We start from the raw sequence: 14,140 nt of genomic DNA, 5'->3' as shown, positions 1-14,140 counted from the left end.
GTCGTCTCTGTTAAGGATTTGAACGTGAATTCCCTCGCAAAACTCAGCTTGCTGAGCCTGTCTGTCACTTTGGCCGCCTGCAGCGGCACCAGCGATCTGCTCGCCGGTGACAAGATCGACTACAAAAGCGCCACCAAGGCGCCCACGCTGGAAGTGCCTCCGGACCTGACCCAGCTGTCCAAGGACTCACGCTATGTGGTGCCTGGCGGCACCGTCTCGGCCGCCGCCTACCAGGTGCAGCAGGACAACAAGCCCAAGGGCACCGAGGGCACGGCCGTCAGCAAGATTGGCGATGTGCAGATTGAACGCGACGGCAACCAGCGCTGGCTGGTGCTCGACCGCCCGGCCGACAAGGTCTGGGAGCCGGTGAAGGATTTCTGGCAGGAAAGCGGCTTTGCGCTGACCATTGACCGCTCGGATCTGGGCATCATGGAAACCGACTGGGCCGAGAACCGCGCCAAGCTGCCGCAGGACTTCATCCGCAAATCCATCGGCAAGATCTTCGACTCGATCTACTCGACCGGCGAGCAGGACAAGTTCCGCACCCGCATCGAGCGCCGCGCCGATGGCAAGACCGAAATCTATGTGAGCCACCGCGGCATGGAAGAGGTCTACTCGAACAAGGAAAAAGACAGCACCATCTGGCAGCCCCGCAAGGCCGACCCCGAGCTGGAAACCGAGTTCCTGCGTCGCATCATGGTCAAGCTCGGCGTGAGCGAAGAGCAATCGAAGGCGATTGCCGCTGCGCCGCTGGCCCCGGTCACCACCTCGACCATCACCACGCAAAACGGCGCTCCCGTGCTGAAGGTCAACGACCCGTTTGACCGCACCTGGCGCCGCGTGGGCCTGGCGCTGGACCGCACCGGCTTCACCGTTGAAGACCGCGACCGCAGCCAAGGCATCTACTACGTGCGCTACATCGACCCGAGCGATCTGAACAAAAAGCCCGACGGCTTCTTTGCCAAGATCTTCAACCGCAGCGCCGATGCCCCCGAGCCGATCAAGTACCGCATCCAGGTCAAGAGCGAAGCCAACACCAGCGTGGTCTCGGTGCTCAACGCCAGCGGCCAGGCCGATACCGGCAACAATGCCCAGCGCATTGTGAAGGTGCTGGCCGACGATATGAAATAAGCGACCAGGACAACCCCTTTAAAAGCCACTGCCAGTCTTGCGCTGCAGTGGCTTTTTGCTTTGGCGGATTGCGGATATTCAGCACAACGCTTTCCGCGCTTGCAGCCGCTCTGCTGTTCTCGCAGGCTGTGGCTGTTCAGGATGCTGGCTGTTCGTCGCTCCACCCTTTCAGCCAGCACCCCCGATTGCCCCGCCACGCGGGGCGGTCGGGGACGCTGGCTGCAGGGCACGTTTCTTTGCTGACTTTCTTCTGGGCCGGCACTGCGGACGTGCAGCAAGAAGGTCAGTCGCCCGCCGGGGCGAACACCCGGCATCTGCGCAAAGCGCAGACCTCCCCGCCAGGGAAGCAATCGCCAACCACTCCGCGCCCGCCGCAACCCCCAGCAATCTGCCGCGCGCAAAAACAAAAGCCCGTGCAGAGCACGGGCTTGGTATTGCGCTGGCTAGCCAACAGCCTCACGACCATTGGCTGGCTGAAGCCAACTGCTTACTTGGTAGCAGCTTCCTTGGCAGCGGTAGCAGCGTTCGAAGCGGCATCAGCAGCAGCCTTGGCAGCGTCAGCAGCAGCGGCGCCGGCATCCTTGGCAGCGTCCTTGGCGGTGTCAGCAGCATTGCTTGCAGCGTTAGCAGCAGCAGCGCCAGCGTCCTTGGCGGCGTCAGCAGCAGCGGCGCCAGCATCCTTGGCAGCGTCAGCAGCGTTGGTAGCAGCAGCGCCAGCAGCGTTGGCGGCGTCCTTGGCAGCATCGGCAGCGGCGTTGGCAGCGTCCTTAGCGGCTTCAACAGCAGGTGTGGGTGCAGGAGCGGGAGCTTCCACAGGAGCGGGTGCTGGTGCAGGAGCAGCAGCTTCTTCCTTCTTGCCGCAGGCGGCCAGAGCAACAGCGGCGATCAACGAAGCGAGAACAACGGACTTCTTCATTTGGATATTCCTAACGACGGTGGATTCTTGTGTTTCAAGCCAGAAGCAAACGATTCACCCCCGGCAGAGAGTACGCAACACTCAGTGTTTAACGCACGAGACTCAACATCGAATTATAGGGAATACCCCGATTTTGTATGTAAGCCCGTGTCACCATTGTTGTTGCCGGCCCGCAACGAATTGCCAAAGCAGACAGACTTGGATTAGCACGCTTTTTTCACTTGCTTACAGGCCAAGCACGCTGGCCGCGAACGCTGGCGAGCTTTTGTGTGCCACCCATTCCTGCAACTGCTCCTGCATCTGCACAATGGCCAGGCGCTCCGCACTGGCCACGCCAACGGAACGCAGCACGTCAAGCCGCTGCACCACCCATTGCGGCGACCACAGCACGCTGGGCACCTGCGACACGTCGCGCGTCTGGAACTGGCGGCACTGCAGCTTGTGGTCCCACTGGCCGCGCCATTGCACCCAGCGCGGGTGGCGCCGGGGCAAGGCGTCGAAGCGGTAAGCCAGCACTGTCATCTTGCGGCCATGGCGCGCCCAGCGGTTGAGCAGCTCTGTAGCCGCTGCCGTGCCCCAAGGCCAGTCGGAGAAATCCGGATCGCCCACGATCAACTCAGGCCAGCGCTCGTCAGCCGCGCGCTGCAGAAAGTTCAGCACCTGCGCCTCAAAGGCGACACGGCCTTCAAAGCGGCCGGCGGCCACCGGGCTGGCTGGCGTGGGCATATCACTCATTGCGGCACGGCCCGGGCCCAGCCGTCTTCGCACCATTGCGACAACAGCGACAGCGCATCGTCGCTGGCACCGCTGACATCGCGGCGGTCCAGGCGGCGGGTATCAGCCAGTTTTTTCATCAGCGTGAAATCCCGGCCAGCAGCGCGGTAGCTTTCGCCGTTGATGAAAATATGCTGGGCGTCGTAGAGCATGCGGGTCTTGCGGTCCAGCTCCACCGCTTCGAGCATGGCCGGCGAGCTTTCGGGCTCGAACCAGACGTTGGCCTTGGGCTCGGTGAGCGATTCGCCCAGCGCGCGCGCCAGCGCCAGCGGCTCGGCCAAGCGCTTTTCCAGCGCGGCGCGGGCAAACTCCAGCATCTCGGTGGGAATGGCGCCCGGCGCTTCCACTGCAGGCTGCTTGGCGTCCTTGTAAATCGGCGTGGCCGCCTTGGCGTTGATGTCGCACTCGGCCTCGTCGCTTTCGGACATGCGCATCAGCAACTCACCGGCCAGCTCGTGCTCGGCGGGCGAGCGGAAGCCGATCGAATACGTCATGCACTCGCCTTCGGCCACGCCGTCGTGGGCATAGCGCGGTGGCAGGTAGAGCATGTCGCCCGGCTCCAGCACATACTCTTCCTCGGCCTCGAACTCGGCCAGAATCTTCAGCGGAATGCCTTCCTTGAGCGTGAGGTTCTTTTGCTTGCCAATGCGCCAGCGGCGCTTGCCGTGCGCTTGCAGCAAGAACACGTCGTAGCTGTCAAAGTGCGGGCCCACGCCGCCGCCGTTGGTGGCATAGCTGATCATCAAGTCGTCCAGGCGAGCCGCCGGCACAAAGGCAAAGCGCTGCAGCAGCTCATGTGCGGCCTGATTGTGCAGATCGACGCCTTGCACCAAGAGCGTCCAGTCTTCGGTTTTGAGCGAGGGGATTTGGCGGCGGCTGAACGGGCCGTGCTTGACGCTCCAGGCACCGTTTTTCAGCTGGAGCAGGCGCGACTCCACGCCCTCTTGCCCGGCCAGCTCAAACAACTGGGCGCGTGGCAGCGGCAGTTGCAGCTTTTTCCAATCGGTGACGGCGCCGCGCACCAGCAAGGGTTTTTTCTGCCAATAACGGCGCATGAACTGCGCCGGAGAAATGCCGCCCAGCAGCGGCAGTGCTTGTTCGATTTGCATGGATTATTTCTAGCTTGTCTGTGGGGCCATTGGGCCGAACTGCGACAATTGTCCTATGGAAATCACTGATCAATGCGTGGTCGCGCTGACCTGGACCCTCAAAGACACCCTGGGCGAAGAGCTCGACGTGCTCGACGAGCCCGTGGAATTTCTCGTGGGCGGCGATGACCTGCTCGCCCGCGTCGAGCAGGCGCTGCAAGGCCACGGCCCCGGTGCCCGCGTGCAACTGCACCTGGAGCCCGAAGACGCCTTTGGCGACTATGACGAGAACAAGGTCTTTCTCGAAGCCCGCTCGCTCTTCCCCAAAGACCTCGAAGAAGGCATGACCATCGACGGCCACGCCCTGCCCGCCGGCACCAACCCCGATGCGCCGCGCAACATGCTCTACACCGTGACCGAACTGTACCCCGAGCACGTGGTGCTCGACGGCAACCACCCGCTCGCCGGCATTGCCATCCGCCTGGATATCGAGGTCAAGGAAGTGCGCCCCGCCACCGAAGAAGAAATTGGCAACGGCAGCTGCGGTACCGGCTTTTTCAAGGTGCAACCGCAAGCGCCGGGCAATAACCTGCTGCACTAAGCGCCAGCATTACCCCACACAAGCCGCCCGCTCTTGAGTTGGCGGCTTTTTTGCACCCTGCACCCGGCAATGTCGCCGCAGCTGCCATCACTTGCGCCCCGCAAACCAGGCATCCACTTCCTTTTGAAAAGCCGGTTGTACCGACATTTGCGGCTCGGAATGCTCAGTTGGTGTGGCAGCCTTGCTCGCTGCATCGGCAGCGCCAACTGCTTGGGCAGCCAAGTCGGTAGCCGGATTGGCAGCGCTTTGCGCCGTGTCTTCGCCCGTGCTGGGCAGCTTGGCCTCCCACTGTGCCACCAGCAGCTTGGCCTTGGCAAAGGCATCGCTCAAGTTGCTGGCCTGTGGCAGGCTTTCCTTGAACAGCGCGCGGCCAAAGTAGGTGAAGTCGTTCTCGTCCGCGCAGCCAAACGAGGTGCGATCGGCACGCGCCGCAGTGATCACCCAGGTGTTCGGGCCTTGCAGTGGCTCAACAAAGCCGCCCGAATAGCAAGCGGAAACCACCACCACCTGTTTGCGAATGCCCGATGCCTTGAGCAGTTCACCCAAGCGTTTGGCCGAGAGCTGCGGAATGCGCAGCCCGCGCATACCCAACTGCAAATCGTGCTCGCGTGAGCCATGGCTGGTGAGAAAAACAAACAGCAGATCGCGCTCTTTGTTCATGTTCCGCCCCAAGGCCGCCAAGGCGCGCTCCACGCTGGCGGTGGTGGCCAGCGGCAGGCGCTCTACCGAGCTGCGGCTGTTGGCCAGCAGCAGGCTGCGCCCGGCGGTGCCATAGCGCTCGGCAAACTGCTGACTCACGTATTCCACCTCGCGGCGGAAGACTTCCTGCGTGCCGTCGCCCGCCAGAAACAAGGCATACATCTGCGGCGTTTTGCCGCTGCTCGGCTGCAGCGCTGCCATCTGTCGCGCCAGCAAAACATGCTGGTTGTAAAGCGCCAGCTCGTTGTTGCGCTCGGCTTGCTCGGCACTGTTGTCCTCCGGTGCGCTGGCTTCGGCGCCAGACACCAGCTTGCCACGCCGCCACTGCCCGGTTTGCACTGCCGCCCGCTTGCCTTTGGCCGGGGTCAGCGTGCCGGCACCGTGTGGCAGGTCTTTGGCAAACTGGCCTTCATACACATCGCCATTGGCATAAACCATGCGGCCTTTGCCATAGGCCGCGGCCGCATACAACGGGCCGGTAAAACGGTCGCCATTGGCGTAGAGAATTTCGCCCTCTGCGCCATTGCCAGCGCCAAAATCGGCGCGGATGCGTTTGCCATCGGGCATCAGCAATTCGCCCTTGCCGGGGTCGGACAGGTTGCGCATTTCGCCTTTGAACACCATGCCGCCGGGGTAACTCACCTCCATGACGCCAACAGGCTGCAAATCCTTGAACTCGCCCGTCATGCTCTGGCCGCCGTCATCACTGAGCTTGCCTTGCACAAACTGCCCTTTGGCAAAACGGCCTTCGTAGCGGTTGCCATTGGCGCTGAGCACGCCTTCGCCGTGGTATTCGCCGTCGACAAACTGGCCTTCGTAGGTTTCGCCATCCTTGCCCGTGTAGCGGCCCGGTCCGTTCAAATCACCGTCTTTGAACTGGCCCTGGTACACGCCATAAGCGAGACTGAGCTTGCCTTGGCCTTCGAGCCGGCCTTGGTGAAAAGCGCCTTCGTAGCTGCGCATGGCGTTCCAGACCAGGCGGCCCTCGCCTTCGAGCTTGCCGTCTTGCAAGCTGCCGTAGTAGCGGCCGCCGTCGGGCAAGACCAGGGTCGGCGCGGGCTCAGCCGCCACTGCTGCACCAGCCAACGCAAAGGCCAAACAGCAAGCGCGCCACAGCGGACGCAGAGGAAAGCAGGCGGAGCGGATAGACATGGCGAACAGGGCAAAAGCAGCGGTATTGCCATGCACTTTGCCACAAACGCTTGGGCCTGCCGCGCCAGTGTTGGCGCACGCTGACGCGGCTTGCTCCGTCGGGCAAGGGCGTCATTTCGTCGGATTGCACTTTGCAAGCCAGCAAAGCAGTTGACCACGGAAGAGAAAAACAAAACCAGCAACACGCCCGCCAGATAAATTTCTGTATTGACAGAAACAACAGACCACTTAGAATCCCAGCCATGCAACTGACCGACATCCAAAAACAATTTGTGCTGCACTGGGGCGAAATGGGCTCGCTCTGGGGTGTGAACCGCACGGTTGCGCAAATCCACGCCCTGCTGTTTGTTTACGGCAAAGCACTGAACGCCGAGCAGCTGAGCGACACCCTGAACGTGGCGCGCTCCAACGTGAGCAACAGCCTCAAAGAGCTGCAAGCCTGGAACCTGATCCGCGTAACGCATGAGTTGGGCGACCGGCGCGATTATTTCGAGACCAGTGTCGACGTCTGGGAGCTGTTCCGCACCATCGTGCGCGAGCGCAAGGAAAGAGAGTTCGACCCTACCACGCGGCTGCTGCAATCGCTGGTGGCCAGCGCAGAGTTCGAGCAAGAGAGCGCCGACGCGCAAGACCGTATTCGCGCCACGCTGGAGCTGATGCAAAAGCTCGGCGCCTGGAGCGACGAGATGCTGCGCCTCTCGCCGGCCACGTTAGACAAAATTTTGACCCTGGGCGCCACCGTGCAACGCTTTGTGCGGGGCGCGCCCACCCCAGCTACCGAGGAAACCAGCAAAGCCTGATCCAGCGGCTGGCGCGCCTTGGGCAGCCAGCCATTTTTTGGCAGATATATTTCTGTTTTGACAGAAATAACGAAAGGAGCATGCATGAACCAGTCCGCCTCCGCCGACACGCAGTTCCCGCTGACGATTTATTACGATGCGAGCTGCCGCCTGTGCAACGCCGAGATGAACAACCTGATGCTGCGCAACCAGGCCGGCCGGCTGGTGTTTGTGGATGCCAGCAGCGCCGATCTGCAGGCCGCACCCGCGCCCCGTGCCGAGCTGATGCGCGCCATCCACGGTGTGGGCGCCGATGGCACGGTCTACACCGGCGTCGATTGCCTCACCCGCGCCTACCTGGGCATTGGCTGGGCCTGGGTGCCGCAGCTCATCAACCTGCCCGGCATTGCCCACGCCACCCGCCTGCTCTACCCGGTGTTTGCGCGCAACCGCTACCGCCTGCCGCAAGCGCCCGTGGTATGGATTTTTGAACAAGCCATGCGCCGCGCAGCCCGCCGCCACGCAGAGCAAACCGCCGCCCGCAGCGCTTCCTGTGCCAGCGGCAGTTGCGAGCTGGATGCCGACAGCCTGAACCCTAAGGACGCCAAATGACAAGCAACGCCAACACCCCAAGCTCAGCACGCAAAGTCTTGCTCTGTGGCGCCCACGGCTTTATTGGCCAGGCGCTGGCGAACCAGTTGCGCAAACAAGGCCTGGAAGTGATCGCTGCCAGCCGCAGCGGCCAGCCCGCCATCAACTTTGCAGCCATGCAGCGCGCCAGCGATTGGCTGCCACATCTGCAAGGTGTGGACATGGTCATCAATGCCGTGGGCAGCTTGCGCGACCAACCGGGCAGCAATGGTGCGCGGCTGGAAGCGCTGCACCACACCGCACCGCGGGCCTTGTTCGACGCTTGTGCTCAAACCGGCGTGCGGCGCGTGCTGCAGCTTTCCGCGCTGGGCGTGGACGGCAATGACACCGATTACGCCCGCACCAAGCGGGCGGCCGACGCGCATTTGCTGGAGCTGACGGCGCAAGGCCAGCTCGATGGTCTGGTGGTGCGGCCCAGCATTGTGATCGGCGCACGCGGCGCCAGCACCCAGCTGTTTCTGAACCTGGCCAAGCTGCCTGTGCTGGTGCTGCCAGCGGTGATGCGCGAGCGCCTGATCCAGCCCGTTACTGCTGCCGAGCTGGCCGAGGCCATGCAGCAGCTGCTGCTCTCGCCAGCCACCGGCATCGTCGAGCTGGGTGGGCCGGAGCGGCTGTCGATGGCGGCCATGATTGCCAGCCTGCGCCAACAAGCTGGCCATGCTGCGCCCATGCTTATTACACTGCCGCGCTTGGCCACGCAAGCCAGCGCCCGGCTGGGCGATGTGGTGGCCAGCAGCCCGTGGTGCAGCGCATCGCTCACCCTCGCCTCGCACGACAACTGCTGCGACCCCGCCCCCATGGAGCGCTGGCTCGGGCGCAAGCCCACCGCACCAGCGCAGATGCTCGCCAGCCTGCGCCAGCAGCCATGAACCAGCGCACCAGCAATCACCTGCCGCTCAGCCTGCTGCGCTACAGCCTGGTCGCCGTCTGGCTGTGGACGGGCGTTGTCAGCCTGCTCGAATGGCAGGGCCAAAGCACGGCCTTGCTGCAGGCGGGCGGCATCGACAACAGCACCGCCCAAGCCTGGTTGATAGGCAGCGGCGCAGCGCTGGATTTGGCGCTGGGCCTTTGGCTTTGGCTGCGCCCCGGCCGCCCGGCTTACGCAGCAGCACTGGCCGCCATGCTGCTGATGACGATTACCGCCACTGCCCTGCTGCCCGGCCTGTGGCTGCACCCGCTGGGGCCGCTGTCGAAAAACCTGCCCATTGCCGCCGCCCTGTGGCTGCTGTGGCAAAGCTGCAACTGGGCCAACCCACAGCCTGAAAGGAGCTGACGATGAACACCTATTTGCTGCTGAAAACCTTGCACATTCTCTCGAGCGTGCTGATGGTGGGCACCGGTTTTGGCTCGGCCTTCTACATGTTTTTTGCCAACCGCAGCGGCAACGTGCAAGCGCAAGCCGTGGTGAGCCGTTTGGTGGTGCGGGCCGATTGGTGGTTTACCACGCCGGCCATCATCATCCAGCCGGTCAGCGGCGTGGCGCTGATGCTGATGGCCGGTTGGCCCTGGCACACGCCCTGGCTGATGCTCTCGATACTGCTGTACGCCATGGCCGGCGCCTGCTGGTTGCCTGTGGTGGCGATACAAATCCGCATGGCGCGCCTGGCGGCGGCTGCCGCAGCCCAAAACCAGGAGAGCTTGCCGGCAGAGTACCGCCAGCTCGCCCGCCGCTGGGAAGCACTGGGCTACCCGGCCTTTGTGGCCATGCTGGTGATTTACTACCTGATGGTGAACAAGCCCGGCCTGTGGGGCTGACATAGGCTTGCAGCTGGTTGCAGAGGCAACCGCCAAACACCAAGTTGGCGCGAGCACAAGTGCCAGACATCAAACATGCGCGGCTTACGACATGCCATTTGCCGAACAGCCGCTGCAACGCAAACATTGCTGGCACCCCCAGGTTTTCCCGTAGCAATACCGTTTGCATTTGGGTCCGAAATTATTTAACCTATTAAATAAATGAAGACCGCACTCAAACACCGTAACCTGCCCAGCCTGCTTTTGCAAGCACGGGAGTCCATCATGGCCCACACCCGGCCGTTTCTGCGCGCCCACGGCTTGTCCGACCAGCAGTGGCGGGTGTTGCGCGTGCTGGGCAGCGGCCAGTCGTTTGAGACCGGGCGCGTGGCCAAAGAGGCGTTTTTGCTGGGCCCCAGCCTCACCGGCGTGCTCACCCGCATGGAGCGCGACGGCCTGATCGAGCGCCAAAAAGACCCGGCCGACCAGCGCCGCTCGGTGGTCAGCGCCACGCCCAAAGGCCTGGGCCTGGTCGAGCAACTATCCAAAGACATTGCGCGCCACTACAGCGGTCTGCAGCAAGCCTTTGGCAAAGACAAACTGGAAGAGCTGTACCTGCTGCTCGATGAACTGATTGCGTTGGAGCAGCTATGAGCCTCACTTTCCCTCAGCCGCACACCACGGTGTACGGCGCCCTGTTGAACGACCGCGCCACCATCGCCCGGCTGGAGCCGCAGTTTGACCAGCCACCGTACAAGGCCGCCCCCAAAGCGCCCGTTCTCTACATCAAGCCGCGCAACACATTTGCCAGCGACCAGGCAGTGGTCGCCATCCCGGCCGAGCCTGGCGTAGTGCGTATCGATGCCACCATTGGCCTCGTCATCGGCAAAAAAGCCACGCGCGTCAGTGCTGCGGATGCCATGCAATATGTGGCCGGCTATGTGTTGGTGAGCGATGTAACGCTGCCGCACGAGAACTACTACCGCCCCGCCATCGCCCAACGCGACCGCGACGGTTTTTGCCCCATGGGCCCATTCGTGGCCGCAACGCCAGGTTTTGTGGTGGACCAGGCCCAGCTGCAAATCGCCATCAACGGCCAAACCGTGTACGAGCGCAGCTTTACGCAACTGGTGCGGCCAGCCGCGCAGTTGATCGCCGATGTGACCGAATTCATGAGCCTCTCTGCGGGCGACGTATTGCTGCTTGGCCCTGGCGAAGCAGCGCCCAATGCCAAACCTGGCGACGTGGTCACGATCCGCGTAGCCGGCCTTGGCGAATTGCAGCACAGCGTGGTGCTGGAGGAGCTGCCATGAAGCACGGCCGCATCATTGTCGAAGGCCAGACCCTGGCCGTTACTGCCACCGCCGATGGCCGCGTACAACTGCCCGATGGCCGCACCATGGCCGAAGCTGATGTGCAGTGGCTGCCGCCGCTGGAGTTTGGCACCATCATTGCGCTGGGGCTGAACTATGCCGACCACGTCAAAGAACTCTCGCACGAGCTGACCGTCAGCGCCAAAGATGCGCCGCTGGTTTTCCTCAAAGGCCCGAACTCGCTGGTGGGCCACCGGGGCTTCACGCCGCGCCCGGCCGACGCCAGCTTCATGCACTACGAATGCGAGCTGGCCGTGGTCATAGGCCGCACTGCCAAGCGTGTGGCCGCCGCCGACGCCATGCAATACGTGGCTGGCTACACCGTCTGCAACGACTATGCGGTACGCGATTACCTGGAGAACTGGTACCGCCCCAATCTGCGCGTCAAAAACCGTGACGCGAGCACCGTGATCGGGCCCTGGCTGGTCGATGCCAGCGATGTCCCCGATCCGCACGCGCTGGCCCTGCGCACCCGCGTCAATGGCCAGCAAACCCAAAGTGGCAACACCAGCCACATGATCCACCGCATACCGGAGCTGATTGCTTACTTGAGCAGCATCATGACGCTACAGGCGGGCGACGTCATCCTGACAGGCACTCCCGACGGCGTGGTCAATGTCAACGCCGGAGACGTGGTGGAGACCGAAATAGACGGCATAGGAACGCTGGTCAACACGCTGCAAAACACCTGAGAGCGGCCAGCAGCCGCCGTCCCACACTGAGGAGATAGAGAGATGCGTATTTCTTTTCGCGTCGCCGCCGTTGCGCTGGCGATAGGCGGCTTGCTGGGCGGCTCTTTGGCAGCGGCCCAACAAAACTACCCCAACAAGCCGGTGCGCTGGGTAGTGGGCTACCCGGCTGGCGGCGGCACCGATTTTCTGGCCCGCACGGTGGGCACCCAACTGTCGCAACAACTGGGCCAGCCAGCGGTGGTAGACAACCGCCCAGGCGCTGGCGCCATCATCGCGTCTGAAATCGTCTCGCGTGCGGCCCCCGACGGCTACACCATCTTCTCGGCCGACAACGGCGTGCTGGTCTACAACAGCGCACTCTACAAAAAACTGCCCTACAACCCGCAAAAAGATTTTGTGCAACTGGGCATGATGGGGCGCTCGCCGCTGGTCATCATCGCCTCTCCGCAACTGGGCATCAAAGATGCGCAAGGCCTGCTGGCCGCGCTGCGCAAAGAGCCGGGCAAATACAGCATCGGCACGGCTGGCACCGGCAGCCCGCACCACCTGGCGCTGGAGCTGTTCCAGCGCGAAGCCGGCGTGAGCATGCAGCACATTCCCTACAAAGGCGGCGCGCAGGCCTTACAAGACGTGATGGGCAACCAGATCCCGCTGATGATGCTGGATCTGCCCAGCGGCGTCAGCTCGGTCAAGGCCGGCAAGGTGATCCCGCTGATCGCCATGTCGGGCGAGCGCATTCCGCAGCTGCCCAACGTGCCCACCGCCCGCGAGCTGGGCTTTACCAAGGTCGAGGCCTACACCTGGCAAGGCCTGGTGGTACCGCAAAAAACGCCCGAAGCCATCCAGGCCAAGCTCAGTGCCGAGCTGCAAAAAGCCATGCAAGAGCCCAGCGTGCGCCAGAACCTGTTCGACGCCGGCTGGGAAGCGCGCCCCAGCAATGCCGCCGACATGGGGCGCTACGTGGATTCGGAGCGAGACATCTGGACCGCGCTGATCAAGGAAAAGAACATCCACCTCGATTAGCCCCGGGCGCCAGCAATCTACACGGCGGGTGGCCCCAGGCGGCCCGCCATTGACCAGGAGATGAAGATGAGAATCGACCATTTGATCAACGGCAAAAGCGTTGCCGGCAAGGACTATTTCGACACCGTCAACCCCGCCACGCAAGAGGTGCTGGCCGAAGTGGCATCGGGCGGCGCAGCCGAGGTAGAGGCGGCCGTGGCAGCGGCGAAAGAAGCTTTCCCCAAGTGGGCCAACACGCCGGCTACCGAGCGCGCCAAGCTGGTGCGCAAGCTCGGCGATCTGATCGCCCAGCATGTGCCCGAGATCGCGCAAACCGAAACCAACGATTGCGGCCAGGTGATTGCCCAAACCGGCAAGCAATTGGTACCGCGCGCGGCCGACAACTTCTACTACTTTGCCGAAATGTGCACCCGCGTGGACGGCCACACCTACCCCACGCCCACGCACCTCAACTACACGCTGTTCCACCCAGTGGGCGTGTGCGCGCTCATCTCGCCATGGAACGTGCCCTTCATGACAGCCACCTGGAAGGTTGCGCCCTGCCTCGCTTTTGGCAACACCGCCGTGCTGAAGATGAGCGAGCTCTCGCCCATGACAGCGGCACGCCTGGGCGAGCTGGCCCTGGAGGCCGGCATTCCTGCGGGCGTGTTGAATCTGGTGCATGGTTACGGCAAAGAAGCGGGCGAGCCGCTGGTGGCGCACCGCGATGTGCGCGCCGTCTCCTTCACCGGCTCCACCGCCACCGGCAACCGCATTGTGCAAGCCGCGGGCCTGAAAAAGTTCAGCATGGAGCTCGGTGGCAAAAGCCCCTTCGTCATCTTTGACGACGCCGATTTTGAGCGCGCCCTCGACGCCGCCGTGTTCATGATTTTCAGCAACAACGGCGAGCGCTGCACCGCCGGCAGCCGCATCCTGGTGCAAAAAAGCATCTATGCAAAATTCGTCGACCGTTTTGTCGAGCGCGCCAAGAAAATCACCGTCGGCGACCCGTTGGACGAGAAAACCATCGTCGGCCCGATGATCAGCAAAAACCACCTGGCCAAGGTGCGCCACTACATCGAGCTCGGCCAGAAAGAAGGTGCCAGCATGCTGTGCGGCGGCCTGGGTGCACCAGTGCTGAGCGAGCGTGTGAAAAACGGCAACTACGTGCTGCCCACCGTTTTTGCCGATGTGGACAACCGCATGCAGATCGCGCAAGACGAGATCTTTGGCCCGGTGGCTTGCATCATCCCGTTCAGTGACGAGGCCGAGGCCATCCGCCTGGCCAACGATATCCAGTACGGCCTGTCGAGCTACGTCTGGACCGAAAGCGTAGGCCGCGCCCACCGCGTGGCGGCTGCCATCGAGGCGGGCATGTGCTTTGTCAACAGCCAGAACGTGCGTGATCTGCGCCAGCCCTTTGGCGGCACCAAGGCCTCGGGCACCGGCCGCGAAGGCGGTACCTGGAGCTACGAGGTGTTTTGCGAGCCCAAGAACGTGGCCGTATCGCTGGGCAGCCACCACATTCCGCACTGGGGCGTGTAAGCC

Annotated in this window: 16 protein-coding genes; 12 read left to right on the top strand and 4 right to left on the bottom strand. The window is 63.0% G+C overall.

Going from position 1 to position 14,140, the window contains the following annotated elements; genetic code table 11:
- The first annotated feature begins 24 nt into the window (after window positions 1-24).
- Window positions 25-1,131, top strand: coding sequence for an NlpB/DapX family lipoprotein (bamC, locus tag ACFIQF_RS12495; protein ID WP_393943238.1), 1,107 nt, complete (start codon window positions 25-27; stop codon window positions 1,129-1,131).
- A 487-nt stretch (window positions 1,132-1,618) separates the two neighbouring features.
- On the opposite strand, the gene ACFIQF_RS12490 is transcribed toward bamC, so the two are convergent.
- From ACFIQF_RS12490 to ACFIQF_RS12480, 3 genes are all read right to left on the bottom strand, one after another.
- Window positions 1,619-2,047 (bottom strand): hypothetical protein, encoded by a 429-nt coding sequence (locus tag ACFIQF_RS12490; protein WP_393943237.1) that lies wholly within the window; start codon window positions 2,045-2,047, stop codon window positions 1,619-1,621.
- A 225-nt stretch (window positions 2,048-2,272) separates the two neighbouring features.
- Window positions 2,273-2,782 (bottom strand): hypothetical protein, encoded by a 510-nt coding sequence (locus ACFIQF_RS12485; RefSeq protein ID WP_393943236.1) that lies wholly within the window; start codon window positions 2,780-2,782, stop codon window positions 2,273-2,275.
- The gene (locus tag ACFIQF_RS12480; protein WP_393943235.1) at window positions 2,779-3,930 is read right to left on the bottom strand and encodes a JmjC domain-containing protein; all 1,152 of its coding nucleotides are present in this window, start codon (window positions 3,928-3,930) and stop codon (window positions 2,779-2,781) included. Before ACFIQF_RS12480 ends, ACFIQF_RS12485 begins: the two co-directional genes overlap by 4 nt.
- A gap of 55 nt (window positions 3,931-3,985) precedes the next feature.
- On the opposite strand from ACFIQF_RS12480, the gene ACFIQF_RS12475 reads away from it, so the two are divergent.
- Window positions 3,986-4,510: an FKBP-type peptidyl-prolyl cis-trans isomerase gene (locus ACFIQF_RS12475; RefSeq protein ID WP_393943234.1), complete on the top strand. Its 525-nt coding sequence runs from the start codon at window positions 3,986-3,988 to the stop codon at window positions 4,508-4,510.
- Window positions 4,511-4,597: 87 nt separating this feature from the next.
- Here ACFIQF_RS12475 and ACFIQF_RS12470 read toward each other — a convergent pair whose 3' ends face one another.
- Window positions 4,598-6,361, bottom strand: a complete 1,764-nt coding sequence (locus ACFIQF_RS12470) for a C13 family peptidase (protein WP_393943232.1) — start codon at window positions 6,359-6,361, stop codon at window positions 4,598-4,600.
- A 242-nt stretch (window positions 6,362-6,603) separates the two neighbouring features.
- Here ACFIQF_RS12470 and ACFIQF_RS12465 point away from each other — a divergent pair, with 242 nt between their 5' ends.
- From ACFIQF_RS12465 to hpaE, 10 genes are all read left to right on the top strand, one after another.
- Window positions 6,604-7,161 (top strand): GbsR/MarR family transcriptional regulator, encoded by a 558-nt coding sequence (locus ACFIQF_RS12465; RefSeq protein WP_393943230.1) that lies wholly within the window; start codon window positions 6,604-6,606, stop codon window positions 7,159-7,161.
- A gap of 84 nt (window positions 7,162-7,245) precedes the next feature.
- On the top strand, window positions 7,246-7,752 hold the full coding sequence (locus tag ACFIQF_RS12460; protein WP_393943229.1) for a thiol-disulfide oxidoreductase DCC family protein: 507 nt from the start codon (window positions 7,246-7,248) through the stop codon (window positions 7,750-7,752).
- Entirely contained in the window at window positions 7,749-8,660 is a 912-nt protein-coding gene (locus ACFIQF_RS12455; protein ID WP_393943227.1) for an NAD-dependent epimerase/dehydratase family protein, read from the top strand. Before ACFIQF_RS12460 ends, ACFIQF_RS12455 begins: the two co-directional genes overlap by 4 nt.
- Window positions 8,657-9,064 (top strand): DoxX-like family protein, encoded by a 408-nt coding sequence (locus ACFIQF_RS12450; RefSeq protein ID WP_393943225.1) that lies wholly within the window; start codon window positions 8,657-8,659, stop codon window positions 9,062-9,064. The genes ACFIQF_RS12455 and ACFIQF_RS12450 overlap by 4 nt, the downstream gene beginning before the upstream one ends.
- A gap of 2 nt (window positions 9,065-9,066) precedes the next feature.
- Window positions 9,067-9,546 (top strand): DUF2269 family protein, encoded by a 480-nt coding sequence (locus ACFIQF_RS12445; RefSeq protein WP_393943224.1) that lies wholly within the window; start codon window positions 9,067-9,069, stop codon window positions 9,544-9,546.
- 201 nt (window positions 9,547-9,747) lie between these two features.
- On the top strand, window positions 9,748-10,179 hold the full coding sequence (gene hpaR / locus ACFIQF_RS12440; protein WP_393943222.1) for a homoprotocatechuate degradation operon regulator HpaR: 432 nt from the start codon (window positions 9,748-9,750) through the stop codon (window positions 10,177-10,179).
- The gene (locus ACFIQF_RS12435; protein WP_393943220.1) at window positions 10,176-10,838 is read left to right on the top strand and encodes a fumarylacetoacetate hydrolase family protein; all 663 of its coding nucleotides are present in this window, start codon (window positions 10,176-10,178) and stop codon (window positions 10,836-10,838) included. The genes hpaR and ACFIQF_RS12435 overlap by 4 nt, the downstream gene beginning before the upstream one ends.
- A complete protein-coding gene (locus ACFIQF_RS12430; RefSeq protein ID WP_393943218.1) occupies window positions 10,835-11,590 on the top strand; it encodes a fumarylacetoacetate hydrolase family protein in 756 nt (251 codons plus the stop codon). The genes ACFIQF_RS12435 and ACFIQF_RS12430 overlap by 4 nt, the downstream gene beginning before the upstream one ends.
- Window positions 11,591-11,632: 42 nt before the next feature.
- The gene (locus ACFIQF_RS12425; protein WP_393943217.1) at window positions 11,633-12,613 is read left to right on the top strand and encodes a Bug family tripartite tricarboxylate transporter substrate binding protein; all 981 of its coding nucleotides are present in this window, start codon (window positions 11,633-11,635) and stop codon (window positions 12,611-12,613) included.
- A 66-nt stretch (window positions 12,614-12,679) separates the two neighbouring features.
- Window positions 12,680-14,137 (top strand): 5-carboxymethyl-2-hydroxymuconate semialdehyde dehydrogenase, encoded by a 1,458-nt coding sequence (gene hpaE, locus ACFIQF_RS12420; protein WP_393943216.1) that lies wholly within the window; start codon window positions 12,680-12,682, stop codon window positions 14,135-14,137.
- Window positions 14,138-14,140: the final 3 nt, after the last annotated feature.

The sequence above is a fragment of the Comamonas trifloxystrobinivorans genome, assembly GCF_043359985.1.
GTDB lineage: Bacteria > Pseudomonadota > Gammaproteobacteria > Burkholderiales > Burkholderiaceae_C > Comamonas > Comamonas trifloxystrobinivorans.
Note: the sequence above shows the minus strand (reverse complement) of the source record. Positions and strands in the feature narration are given on the sequence as shown.